The 12,796-nt window shown below is 59.0% G+C and carries 9 protein-coding genes and 2 pseudogenes; 6 read left to right on the forward strand and 5 right to left on the reverse strand.

The genetic code is table 11. The features are described from left to right. Positions 1-22 precede the first annotated feature (22 nt). From AC0L4F_RS20280 to AC0L4F_RS20295, 4 genes are read right to left on the reverse strand one after another with little or no spacing between them, the layout of a single operon-like run. The gene (locus AC0L4F_RS20280; protein WP_244691194.1) at positions 23-859 is read right to left on the reverse strand and encodes an ABC transporter substrate-binding protein; all 837 of its coding nucleotides are present in this window, start codon (positions 857-859) and stop codon (positions 23-25) included. Next, entirely contained in the window at positions 856-1,569 is a 714-nt protein-coding gene (locus tag AC0L4F_RS20285; RefSeq protein WP_244691261.1) for an ATP-binding cassette domain-containing protein, read from the reverse strand. The genes AC0L4F_RS20280 and AC0L4F_RS20285 overlap by 4 nt, the downstream gene beginning before the upstream one ends. Beyond that, positions 1,563-2,267, reverse strand: a complete 705-nt coding sequence (locus AC0L4F_RS20290; RefSeq protein WP_244691195.1) for an ABC transporter permease — start codon at positions 2,265-2,267, stop codon at positions 1,563-1,565. Before AC0L4F_RS20290 ends, AC0L4F_RS20285 begins: the two co-directional genes overlap by 7 nt. 57 nt (positions 2,268-2,324) lie before the next feature. Further along, on the reverse strand, positions 2,325-2,483 hold the full coding sequence (locus AC0L4F_RS20295; RefSeq protein ID WP_244691196.1) for a hypothetical protein: 159 nt from the start codon (positions 2,481-2,483) through the stop codon (positions 2,325-2,327). A 404-nt stretch (positions 2,484-2,887) separates the two neighbouring features. On the opposite strand from AC0L4F_RS20295, the pseudogene repA reads away from it, so the two are divergent. The 5 genes and pseudogenes from repA to AC0L4F_RS20320 all read left to right on the forward strand — a co-directional run bounded on the left by repA (position 2,888) and on the right by AC0L4F_RS20320 (position 9,271). Beyond that, positions 2,888-4,100 (forward strand): annotated as a pseudogene (gene repA / locus AC0L4F_RS20300) (plasmid partitioning protein RepA). Between the two features lie 103 nt (positions 4,101-4,203). Continuing rightward, positions 4,204-5,199 carry a plasmid partitioning protein RepB gene (gene repB, locus AC0L4F_RS20305; protein ID WP_244691197.1) on the forward strand — a complete coding sequence of 332 codons (996 nt, stop codon included), beginning with the start codon at positions 4,204-4,206 and terminating at the stop codon, positions 5,197-5,199. Positions 5,200-5,358: 159 nt separating this feature from the next. Further along, positions 5,359-6,651: a plasmid replication protein RepC gene (gene repC, locus AC0L4F_RS20310; RefSeq protein WP_244691198.1), complete on the forward strand. Its 1,293-nt coding sequence runs from the start codon at positions 5,359-5,361 to the stop codon at positions 6,649-6,651. A gap of 369 nt (positions 6,652-7,020) precedes the next feature. Continuing rightward, on the forward strand, positions 7,021-7,803 hold the full coding sequence (locus AC0L4F_RS20315) for a 2-keto-4-pentenoate hydratase (RefSeq protein WP_244691199.1): 783 nt from the start codon (positions 7,021-7,023) through the stop codon (positions 7,801-7,803). 83 nt (positions 7,804-7,886) lie between these two features. Further along, positions 7,887-9,271: pseudogene (locus tag AC0L4F_RS20320) on the forward strand (NAD-dependent succinate-semialdehyde dehydrogenase). 60 nt (positions 9,272-9,331) lie between these two features. Here the strand turns inward: AC0L4F_RS20320 and AC0L4F_RS20325 are convergent. Continuing rightward, complete coding sequence (locus AC0L4F_RS20325) at positions 9,332-11,275, reverse strand: glycoside hydrolase family 127 protein (RefSeq protein ID WP_244691200.1); 1,944 nt, start codon at positions 11,273-11,275, stop codon at positions 9,332-9,334. A 179-nt stretch (positions 11,276-11,454) separates the two neighbouring features. Here AC0L4F_RS20325 and AC0L4F_RS20330 point away from each other — a divergent pair, with 179 nt between their 5' ends. Continuing rightward, positions 11,455-12,735, forward strand: a complete 1,281-nt coding sequence (locus AC0L4F_RS20330) for an ABC transporter substrate-binding protein (protein WP_244691201.1) — start codon at positions 11,455-11,457, stop codon at positions 12,733-12,735. The last annotated feature ends 61 nt before the right edge of the window (positions 12,736-12,796 follow it).

Raw genomic sequence — 12,796 nt, forward strand, 5'->3', positions numbered from 1 at the left:
GGTGTTTGCATTCGGGATCGGGCTATTGCGCCGGTGCCGCCTCGGCCTCGGCTTCTGCATCGGCGTTGAACACGAACAGCGCCTCGCCGTTGATCTGATAGCCGTCGATCAGCGCCTTTGCCCGGTCGGACACCAACCATTGCTCCAGCTGTTCAGCCAGGTCATGTTTGACATGCGCATGCCGGTCCGGGTTCACCGGCAGATAGGCATATTGGTTGAACAGCACCGGATCGCCGGCATAGGCCAGCGCCATGTCGCCCTTGTTGCCAAAGTTGAGCCAGCTTGCCCGGTCCGACAGAATGTATCCATTCAACCCGACCGCAGTGTTCAGCGCAGCCCCCATGCCCGCGCCCACCGCCCGATACCAATCGCCAAATTCCTCGGGGTCAAGCCCGGTATTGGACCACAGGCTTTGCTCTTTTTTATGGGTGCCGCTGTCATCGCCACGTGACACAAAAACCGCCTCGGTTTCTGCAATTCGCCGTAGGGCCGCGGTGGCGGAAAGGGCGGTGCCAATGGCCGCCGGATCATCCGCCGGACCCACAAAGATGAAATCGTTGTACATGATTTCGCGCCGATGGGTGCCATAGCCCGTGGCGACAAAACCCTCTTCTGCGGCACGGGAATGCACAAGGATCGCATCAACATCCCCCGCCTCGCCCAGGCGGATCGCCTGTCCGGTGCCCACAACAAGCAGATGCACATCCAGATCCAGATCGGCCTTGATCTCTGGCAGCAGAACCTCTGCCAACCCGGAGTTGTGAAAGGAGGTTGTGACCGCCATCTTCATGTCTTCTGCCGCAAACGCGCCGCCGCCCAACAGGGTGAACGCAAACCCCAACACCAAATGTCGTTTCATTCGACAATATCCCCTTCTAGAAATGCCTTCGCCTGCGGCGTGGCTGGTTGGTTGAAAAAACCCTGCGCGGCGCCGGTTTCATGCACCCTGCCCCGCAGCAGAAACACCACATCATCGGCCAGACGCCGGGCCTGGCCCATATTGTGGGTGGCAAGGATCAGCCGCATGCCCTTTGCCTTGGCGGTGTGCAGAATATCTTCGATCTCGCGCGTGGCGCGACCATCCAGCGCGGCGCAGGGCTCGTCCAGGAACAGTAGCGCCGGATCGGTGATCATCGCCCGCGCCAGCGCCAGTTTCTGGCGCTCGCCGCCGGACAACATCGGCGCCGGGCGGTCCAGCATATCCCCCAGACCAATACGCGCCGCCCAATCCCGCGCCTGATCCTCGGCCGCACGTCGGGGGGTGCCCCGCAAGGCCAATGGATAGCAAAGGTTCTGCAAGACCGTGCGGCGCAACATCACCGGATGCTGGAACACAAAAGCCTGATGGTGGCGGGCCTCTTCGGTGCTGCAATGCCAACGGATCGTACCAGAGCAGAGCCGCTCTGTACCATGCAGCAACCGCAGGAACGTTGTCTTGCCTGCGCCATTGGGCCCGATCACCGCCGTCACGCCGGCCCCACCCAGACCAAGATCAATCGGCCCGACCAGCGTCTTGCCATGGCGCTGTGCGCGCGCCGCAGTCAGCGTGACGGGGAAAAGGGTCACCAGCGGCCCTCGCGCTCTGTGCGGCTAAGGACATGAATGGCCAGGTTGATCAGGATGGCCAAGGCGATCAGCACAAAGCCCAGCGCCAGCGCCAGGGCAAAGTCGCCTTTGCCCGTTTCCAGCGCAATCGCCGTGGTCAGCACCCGGGTTGCATGGTCAATATTGCCCCCCACAATCATGATCGCCCCGACCTCGCCAATGGCGCGGCCAAATCCGGCCAGTGATGCGGTCAACAATGCCCGCCGACAATCCCACAACAGCGTGCGGATTTTCTGGCCCTGGGTGACGTTCATGGAAATCAGCAAGTCATGATATTCCTGCCAAAGGTCGCGGATGGATTGATGGGCAATCGAGGCGATCAACGGCACAATGATAATGACCTGAGCAATCACCATCGCGGTCGGCGTGAACAACAACCCCAGCACCCCCAACGGCCCGGAGCGCGACAGCAAAAGATAGACGATCAGCCCGACCACCACCGGCGGCAATCCCATCAAGGCATTGAGCAGCGCAATCACCGTGCGGCGATAACGAAAGCGGCGCACCGCCAGAAATGCGGCCAGCGGCAAAGCGATCACCGAAGCAATGGCCAGCGCGATCCCGGTCACCTGCAAAGAGCGCAGGGCAATTTCCAACAGGTCGCTGTCGCGTGTCACCACCAGCCAAAACGCCTTGGTCAGCCCGCCCCAGAGAGTGTCCATTCTGCCCCCATCCGATTGCGCCCAGACCGTCCCGGCGCGGCGAATGCCGGAGGTCTATCAACGCGGTCCCGGTTTGAAAACCGCCGCAAGGGTCGAATATTGGCCCATGGGCAATTTCCGGCCCGAGATCCGGCCCGAGAATCGGCAGGCCCGCCTTGTCTCGGCCCGATCCATCCGCAGGACGCGGCGCGCCGCATGGCCCGTGATCGAAGCCATCAATACGCGCCGCTTTCTTGGGTGTATGTGTTTAGCCCCGACTGCTATCACTGGCCAAGCAACACCCCTGCCCCACCTAATTTGCGCGCGCGAGGATAAAACCCGCAAGATGCGATCAGCGCCTTTGACAGCCGTGCAAACCTGTAAATCTACTTGTTTTCAATGCCTTACATGAGATCCTGAAATAAACGATGCCTTTTCAGATTGTCAGGACACCGCAAATGGCGCTAGATCTTGCGCATTGGCTTTGATCTTTCGCTATCCATTGCGCCAACACCCACTCTGGCCCGCGAACGCCGTCGGCAAATGGCAAGAGCAATAATCGTTGTTAAGACTCATTTTTCCGTGTAGATAACACTTTAACAAGCGAATTCGCTGAAAAAGCGATATTTAGAGGGCGGCACATGCAGGACAGGTCTTTTGAGGCCGACACGAAGGATCTTTCCTTCGATGAGATCATCCTCCAGCAAGGAGAGCTGATCTCGGATCAACTCAATATGTTGCGGCAGGAACAATATCCCCCGAACGCCCAAAAAGGTCTACGCCAGTTTTCACTGGCCGAGGTCGCCTATTATCTTGGGGTCACGCAATCGACGATCAAGAAGCTGCATCTCGAAGGTAAGGGGCCCGAACCGGAAACCTCTTCATCGGGTCGGCGCAGCTATTCCGCCGAACAGATGCTGGAATTGCGCGCCTATCTGGACAAACATGGCCGCCCGGGAAAGCGGCGCTATGTGCCCGACCGGCGCGAAGGCGAAGAGCTGCATGTTGTGTCGGTCGTGAACTTCAAGGGCGGCTCGGGGAAAACCACAACCGCCGCCCATTTGGCGCAGCACCTTGCGCTGAAAGGACATCGCGTTCTGGCAATCGATCTCGACCCTCAGGCCTCGTTGACCGCGCTGCACGGCATTCAACCAGAACTCGACAATGTGCCGTCGCTCTATGAAACGCTGCGCTATGACGAACACCGCAAACCCATCGCCGATGTCATCCGCCCCACCAATTTCCCCAATCTCGACATCGTGCCGGCCAGTCTGGAATTGCAGGAATATGAATACGACACCCCCGTCGCCCTGACGAGCGCCGATCCCCACGAAGGGCGGTTGTTCTTTACCCGGATTTCCCGCGCGCTCGAAGAGGTCGACGATCGTTATGATGTGGTGGTGATCGATTGCCCGCCGCAGCTTGGCTATCTGACGCTCACTGCATTGACCGCCTCGTCCTCGGTCATTGTCACGGTTCACCCACAGATGCTGGACGTCATGTCGATGAGTCAAGTTTTTGCTGATGCTTGGCGGCATCATGAAAACGATACGCGACGCCGGGGCCGATATGCGGCTTAAATGGTTTCGGTACCTGGTCACCCGGTTCGAACCCACCGACGGCCCCCAGAAGCAGATGGTCGGTTTCCTGCAAGCGATGTTTCCAAATCAGATGCTGACCGCGCCGGTTCTGAAATCGACGGCGATTTCCGACGCCGGGATTACCAAGCAGACCCTTTATGAGGTCGAGCGGTCGCAATTTGTACGCACGACCTATGACCGGGCAATCGGTTCCTTGAACGACGTCAACGACGAGATCGCCGACCTGATCCACAAGGCATGGGGGCGGGAATGAGGACCGTTTTGACAGCCGTGCAGATTGCCGGGTTTGACAGCCGTGCAGAGCGCTGTTTGCCCCGTGACGTGACCGCCAGGATCACCCAGAAGGAGACGGTTTGATGGCGCGCAAAGACCTTTTGAAAAATGTGATGGCCGGTTCGTCGGACCAGCCAAAGGACGCTGGGCGCTCTGGCTATGCCATGCGGGGCGCATCGAAGTCGATGAAGGTGTCGATCGACAGTCTCGCCGAGAATTCGAAGCGTCTGCTCGAAGGGGAAACCATCGTCGAAATCGATCCGCAATTGATCGACGTTTCCTTTGTGTCGGACCGCCTCAGCGATGATGATGCCGCCTTTGATGAGCTGAAGGAAACCATTGCGGCCGGGCGCCAGGACACGCCGGTTTTGCTGCGTCCGCATCCCACCGCGAACGGTCGCTATATGATCGTGTTTGGGCACCGGCGCGTTCGGGTCGCGGCGGCACTGGACCGCAAGGTTCGTGCCGTTGTCAAACCCATGGATGACGTCGCACATATTCTGGCGCAGGGTCAGGAAAACACCGCGCGGGCCGATCTTTCGTTTATTGAAAAGGCGCTGTTCGCCAAGAACCTTTTGGACATCGGGCAGGCCAAGGATGTGATCCAATCCGCGCTGACCATTGATGGCACGCTTTTGTCGCGCATGCTGTCGGTCGCGCAAAATGTCCCGCGTCACGTGATTGAACGGATCGGACCGGCCAAACAAATTGGCCGCGACCGTTGGGAAGATTTCAAGAAGCTGGCCTCGGAACCGGCAAATGAAACCGTGCTGGATGGCGCTTTGGCATCCGAGGCCTTTCAAGACCTCGACAGCGATGCACGGTTCGAGTTTCTGCACAGCAAACTGGCCGAGGCGGGCAGGGCGCCCAAACGTAAGAAAGCCCGCGCCCAGCCCAGGAAACGGACATGGACCGCTGGCAAGGGCCGCATCAAGGGCGTCGTTGGCCGGTCGGGAAAAGCATATAATATTTCGCTGACAGCACAGGATTTAGCCGCCTTCGGGGATTTTCTCTCTGGGCAGCTGGACAAGCTTTACAGCGATTTCCTCGCAACAAAAGAGGAGCAATCGGGCCAATGATTTAGGCAAAAGAAAAGCCCCCAAGCGGTGTGGCCTGAGAGCTGATCTAATGGTTTGGTCGCCTTTAAGATAAGTCTCACAGCATGCACTGTCAACGAAGAACGCTTCTGAGCGAACGGCTTTCTTTTGCCTCCACATAACCGGAGGTGAGATACAGGCATGAAACATACAGGTTGGCGCAAGCCGACACCGGGTCTTGGGGTTGCAGAGCAGCATGCCCAAGCCGGTGAACGGGTAGGTGTACCCAAAACAAAGGCCTTTGTGGCCGTCAAACGGGTTGGGGCGTATATCGGTCTTAAGCCGGGCGATATGCTGCTGCTGGATACGCTGGCGGCCTTCACCCAGACGCAGGACTGGGAAGAGGGGCGGCGGCCGATTGTCTGGGCGTCAAACGCCTATCTTATGGAACAGACCGGGTTTTCCTTGTCTGCACTGAAACGTCATGCCCGACGTTTGGCAGAAATCGGTGTCATCTGTTTCAAAGACAGTCCAAATGGCAAACGCTGGGGGCGCAGGAATGCGGACGGCATCATTGTCGAGGCCTATGGTTTCGACCTCTCGCCCCTGTCCGCCCGCGTCGAAGAGTTCGAGCAGTTGCAAGCCGAATTGCGGGCCGAACGTGAGCTTTGCCAGCAGTTGAAACGCCAGATCACCATTGCACGCCGCATGATCCGTACGCGGATCGAAACGGCCGTCACCGGCGCGCTCAGCGGCCCTTGGGCGCAGTTGAACCAGCTTTTTGAGGGTCTGCTTGCCCAGCTCCCGAAACGCAAAATCGCGTCGGACCACCTGGCAAAGATCCTCCACCGGTTCACCGATCTACAGACGCATGTCGAAACCGCCTATCTTGGCGCGACAACCGTGATCGAAACTGAAGAAAACACTGAAAGGACCGTCGGGACAACTTCGGGACAACTGTCTAAAAAGCCCCAAGAAATGGCCCCCAAGCGGGCCATTTCCGGCCCCCACATACAAACTACAAATCAACCTAAATCAGTAATCGGTAATCGCTTGGAAAACATCCATCACGCCCCGATTGACGTTCATACAATTCCTGAGAAGCAAGCGGTCAGTGAAGAATGCGTTTCGCTTGGCCAAACGCAAAAAACGCCCAAGGCCCTGGATCTGGCAACGATCTTGCAGGCCTGTCCGGAATTTGCATCCTGGGCGCGAAATATCGGCGGGTTCCTGCGGGACTGGACCGATTACAACCGCATTGCAAGCCAATTGGCCCCGATGATCGGGGTTTCGGAACGCGTCTGGAACCTCGCCAAAGACCAGCTGGGCCCCCAATTGGCCACAACCGCCTTTGCGCTGGTCTTCGAAAAACATAACGCCGGAGAGGTGACCTCGCCAAGCGGATATCTGCGCGGAATTGTCAGGAAAGCCGGGGTAGGGGAGCTGCATCTGGAGCGTAGTTTCTATGGCAGGCTGAACAGAAAGGCTGCCTGATCAGATTCTGTTTGGGTGAAGGTTATCGGACGTAAATGTGGCCGCCGAGATGGGGCGCTTTCTCAGGGAATTTTGTGGTGAAAGCGCCGTGGCGATCAGGGCTTTGATCGCTACTGATCCGACGATGCCCCAAACCTAACCCAAGTCCCAAGCTCGGTCACTTCTGTATCAACAGAAACTCCAGCCAGTGTGGCGTTTTGGTCAGATGGCTGGCGCACCCGTGAATGCGCCCATTCAGCAAGGCCGCGCGCCAGGAATATCGGCCCGGGTGGGCACCTTATCCAGAAGCAAAACTTGGGCTACGAGAAATTCTTATTGATATTATGTTTGCATCTGAGGTAAGAATATCGGTAAAAGAGGAGATTACCGATGTTATCCCAGAGCCAGAGATCACAAGCGGCAGAAGCGCTGTTTCAGGCCGAACAAACCCGGGTTCAGGCCGAACGGCTGTCCGCCACCTATCCCCAAATCGAAATCGAAGACGCCTATGCCATAAGCCGCGAAGTGGCCGCCAACCGCGCCAAATCAGGTGATCGCTTGATCGGCCACAAAGTGGGGCTGACGTCCAAAGCCATGCGCGCGGCTTCGAAAATCGACGAACCGGATTATGGCCATGTCTTTGCCAGCATGCTGATCGAAGACGATGCCACGGTGGCGCATTCCGATTTCTGCGTGCCCCGGGTCGAGCCGGAATTGACCTTCATCCTGAAATCGCCGTTGCGCGGGCCTGGTCTGACGTTGGACGATGTGCTGGCGGCGACCGAATTTGTTGTGCCCTCGATCGAGATCATTGACGCGAGGGTGACCGAGCCCCGGCGCATCTTTGACACCGTTGCCGACAATGGCGCGGCGGCCGGATTGGTTTTGGGAACCAAACGGTTCCGCCCGGACGAGATTGACTGGCGCTGGGCCGGCGCGTTGTTCCGCCGCAATGGCGAGATCGAAGAAACCGGTATTGCCGCCGGTGTCATGGATCACCCGGCCAATGCGGTTGCATGGCTGGGCAACAAGTTGGCGACTTACGACGGCGGGCTGGACGCCGGGCACATGGTGCTTTCGGGCTCCTTTACCCGTCCGGTCTGGGCCGATCCCGGCGACCGGCTTGAGGCGGATTTTGGTCCGCTTGGCACCGTTTCTCTTTCCTTTTCTTGACCTTTCAGGAGCATATAATGTCCGCACAACAACCCAAATATCTTATTGGTGACACTTGGGGCACGGCCTCGGATTTGCCGCCGATGGCCGTGGTCAACCCCGCGACCGAAGAAACCCTTTATGATGTGCCGTGCTGCAGCCCCGATCACGTGGCGCAGGCGCTGGCCTATGCCGAGGCCCGCTTTGCCGAATGGTCGGCATTGCCCGGTTGGAAGCGTGCGCAATATCTGCGACGCATTGCCGAAGAGATTGTCAAACGCCGCGAAGATTTCGGCCGTGCCATCGCCACCGAAATGGGGCGGGTGCATTCCATGGCCGTCGGCGAAGCCGATTCCGCAGCCGAGCAATTTGTCTGGATGGCAGGCGAGGCAGAGCGTATTTTCGGCCAGACCATCACCTCGCGGTTTGGCGGGCATCTCAGCATCACGCCGGAGCCTGTGGGAATCGTCGCCGCGTTCAGCCCGTGGAACTTCCCGCTTGGCCTGCCCGCGCGCAAGCTGGCACCGGCGCTTGCGGCCGGGTGCGTGGTCATCCTGCGCCCGTCGGAACAGACGCCGTTGGTCGGCACCATTCTTGGCGAATGTTGTCAGGCGGCGGGGCTGCCCACGGGGTGGTTCAGATCCTGCAAGGTGATCCACAGGGGGTTTCGCCTGCATTGATGGACTCGGATGCTGTGCGCAAAATCTCGTTTACCGGCTCGACGCGTGTCGGGCGGTTGTTGATGGCGCAATCGGCGAAGACAGTGAAACGGGTGTCGATGGAATTGGGCGGCCATGCGCCGCTGATCATTTGCCCCGATGCTGACGTGCCTGCGGCGGCGAAACTGGCGGCGAAATTCAAATTCATGAACACCGGCCAGATTTGCGGATCGCCCAGCCGGTTCTTTCTGCATGAGGCCGTGGCAAACGAATTCACCGATGTCTTCATGGCCGAGGCCGAAAAGGTGCAGATGGGCGATCCGATGTCCGCGGCAACAACCATGGGTCCGATGGCCAGCCCGGCGCAGCTGGACAAACTGGAACGGCTGGTATCCGACGCGGTAGAGCGCGGCGCAACGCTGTTGCTTGGCGGCACGCGGGCGCGGGAACAGAACAAGGGCTTCTTCTTTGCGCCCACGGTTCTGGAAAACGTCACCGACGACGCCGAAATCATGTCAGAAGAACCCTTTGGCCCGGTCGCGTCGCTGACCACCTATTCCGATCTTGGGGATGCCATCACGCGGGCCAACAGCACGCAATACGGGCTTGCGGCCTATGCCTTTACCCGGTCCGAAGTGGTTGCGCGGCGGCTCTCGGCTGAGTTGCAGTCGGGCATGGTGGGGATCAACAATTTTCTGCTGTCGCATTACGAGGCGCCTTTCAGCGGCGTCAAACACTCTGGTGTTGGCATCGAAGGCGGGCAGATGGTGATCAACGAATATCTGACGTTCAAAACGACGCACGCCGAATTCGAAGTGCCTGCCGCCTGATCCGTTTCGGGTCTTTGGGGCAGGGGGGGATACCGCAGTGATGCGGTATCCCTTTTTTGTTTAATCCTTTAGCGGCAACCAGACCGCCATGGTGTTGTCGTCGCGGTTGTTCCACGCGAAGTAGGGGATCAATGTCGTGGTGACCGTGGCCTTTGGCGGTGTCGCCAGCGGGGCATAAAGCGCGTTGCCGGTCCAGGGCGCGCGCCGTGGCAGGTCCGCCTGCAACAGGGTGTTGCCCTTGAACAGCCCTTCGCCCGCAATGGGCGTCAGTTGGGTATGCGCGGTTAGCGCGACCTCGTCGATGCTGGTCCCGTCGGGCAGATCCGCCCCTTCAAGACAGTAGACCACCGGCCCCGCCATGATCGCCGCCTGACTGCGGGTTTCTTCGACCTCCGGGCGGGCGACCATGATGCGCGGTGTGATGTCGAGCACCATTGTGATGACGTCGCCCTTGGACCAACGCCGGGTCAACGGCAGGTATCGCGGCCCCTGTCCGGGGGTGGCAATCGTCTCGCCATTGATGGCCACGGCGGTGGACTGGCTCCACCCGGGAAGGCGCAAATGCACGGTGCATTCGTTTTCCGGCGCGGCATCCACCGTGATGCTGACATCACCCGACCACGGGAAATCCGACACTTGCGACAGCGCGAGGTGCCCACCGGCGACTTCGGCTGCAAGTGTGTTGGTACCATAGAGATGCACCCAAACCGCATCCGGGCCGGTGGAATAGGCCCAGCGATGCAGCCCGGCGATGGTGCGTGTGACCTGGGGTGGGCAACAATAACAGGTCCAGCGGGTCCAGCGACGTGGTGAATTGTTGTTGCCGATGAATTGCTTTTCACCATTGAACCGCAGCGGGTTGGAATAGGTGAAATGCGTGCCGGACAGCGACACACCGGACAGGCCGGTGTTATACATCACCTGTTCGATCACATCCCCATACCGCGCGTCACCGGTCAGTTGCAGCATCCGCCAGCTCCACATCGCGTTGGCGATATTGGCGCAGGTTTCATTATAGGCTGTGTCTGACGGCAGCTGATAGGGGCGACCATAGGATTCGGCGATCTGCTCGTATCTGGGGTGGCTGCGTTCCGATGTGCCTTTGTGCAACGCGCCAATTCCGCCGGTGATGTACATTTTGCGATAGGTCGAATCCTCCCAGATGCGGGTGATTGCCTGCATCAACGGCGCTTCGTCGGTTTCCATCACCAGATCCGCAGCCCCGGCCCAAAGATAGGGGCCGGTCACGGCATGGCCCACGGCCTCTTGTTCCTCAAGAAGCGGCACACGCGCCTGGCTTTGATCGCCGTTGTTGCCGGGCATGTCGGGATGCGCGCCCCGGTTTTCCACAAAGATGCGCGCCAGTTCGAGATAGCGGGACGTGCCGGTTTCACGAAACAATTCCACCAACCCCATGATCTGTGACGGGTTGAAACCAAACCGTGCCAAATCAGGGTCGCGGGTGATGAAACTGTCATAAAGATTGTCGGCGGCGTGAATGGCGATGTCCATCAAACTGTTTGCGCCGGTGACCTGGTGATGCAGGCAGGCCGTGGTGAAGAGATGGCCGAGGTTGTACATCTCGTGATGTTCGATGTCGGTCCAGCGGCCAAGATCGGTCAGGCTGATCTGTGTATTGAGATAACCGTCCTCCTCCTGTGCGGCGGCGATGATTTCGATGTAGCTGTCGAGCCGTTCGGTCAGCGCGGCGTCGGGGGAAACATCGGTCAGCAGCAGAATCCCGGATTCGAGCGCCTTGTAGCAATCGCCATCGCTCCAATATCGGCCGTGAAAGGTGCCGCCGCCGGCGGCCACGGCGCGGAAATTACCGAAATATGCTGCGTTTTCCGGGTCTTCCATGGCTTCCAGCACGCTGATGATCGACTCATGTCGGATCAGGTCCTGTTTTTCGGCCCAAAAGCCGCCGGTCCAGCGAACGTCTTTGTCGGCTGGTCGTTGCAATCGCGCGTGGGGGCTGATCGCTGTGACGGGTTTTCCATCCATATCCTTGGTCTCCAATGATTTTTGGCCGTTTCGGCCGGTGGTTTGGGCTGCTGTGCAATCGGGCAGGTCCGTAGAAATTGCATCCCAATCAAGCTTGACGGATGATGCATAAACATAATATGTTTGTTTTTATCGACAAAGCGCAATAGCAACGACAAAATTAAACGGAGGAGAACAAGATGAAGAATTTGAAGCAGAGCGTGGCAACCTTTTGCCTCAGCCTGCCGCTGGCTCTGGGTGGGTTGACCATGACCGCCGCCCCTGTCGCGGCAGAAGGTGTGGTTCACCTGTTCCACCGCTCGGCCGCAGAACCGATGCGGGTGCCGCGGATGGCGATGTGGGGGGCATGTGCCGAACAGCTGAATATCGAGATCATCGAAAACTTCTCTCCGCCCAAGCAGTACGAAGTGCAGCTGCCTGTGCAACTCTCCAGCTCGACCCCGCCAGACATCTATGCCTATTGGGCAGGCGGTCGGTCGCAGTTTCAGGCCGCCACCGGCAAGATCCGTGCGATGAACGACATCTGGGAAGAGATCAAAGACAACTATCCAGCGGGCGTTCAGGCCACCAGCACAGAGCCTGACGGCAATGTCTACACCATCCCGACCACGTTCCAGCCCAATGTTTTCTGGTACAACAAGCGCGTCTTTGCCGAACATGATATCCAGCCGCCACAAACCTGGGACGAGTTCGTTGCGGTCGCGGCCAAGCTGAAAGAGGCCGGTGTCACGCCCTTCCTTCTGGGGTCGAAATCCGGCTGGGAGCCGCTTTTGTGGTTCGACTACATGGTGCTGCGGGTGGCAGGATCGGAATTCCGCAGCGGGCTGATGGCCGGCACCGAGAGCTATCTTGATCCCCGCGTGATCGAGGCGATGGAACTGTGGAAGGATCTGCTCGAGGCGGGTTATTTCAACGACCGCACCTCGTCGCTGGGTTGGCAGGAAATGGCCACCAAATTCGTCAACGGCGAAGGCGCGATGGAGCTGATGGGCACATGGACCGTCGGCAACTTCATCACCGCGGGTCTAGAGCCGGGCACCGATTTCGACGTCTTCGATTTCCCGCCAATCACCGAGGGCATCGAACTGGCCGTCGAAGGTGCGGTCGAAGGTTGGGCCGCCAGTGGCGCGGGTGAAAACACCGAAAACGCGCTGGCGATGCTGAAATGCGTATCCGAACGTGGCCCGCAAGAGCTGTTTGCCAAACAGGCCCAGCGGATGGCTGCGAACAAGGATGTCCCGGTCGATATCTACGAACCGGCCTCGTTTCAGCCGACGATCGAGAAGTTTCAGGACATGCTGAATGCACCGTTCCACCAAAACCTGGAACTTGCGACACACCCCGGCGTGACCGAGGTGGCGAAGCGTGAATTGCCGCGGTTCCTTGCCTATCCGGATCAATACATGACCGTTTTGGAACTGCTGGAAGATCGCCGCACAGACGTGTTTGGCGGCAATTAAGCAAAGATTGGTCGGGCGGGGCACAGCCCCACGCCCGACCATACGCAAGAGGAGGACACTG

This window comes from Marinovum sp. J2-8 (genome assembly GCF_055808435.1).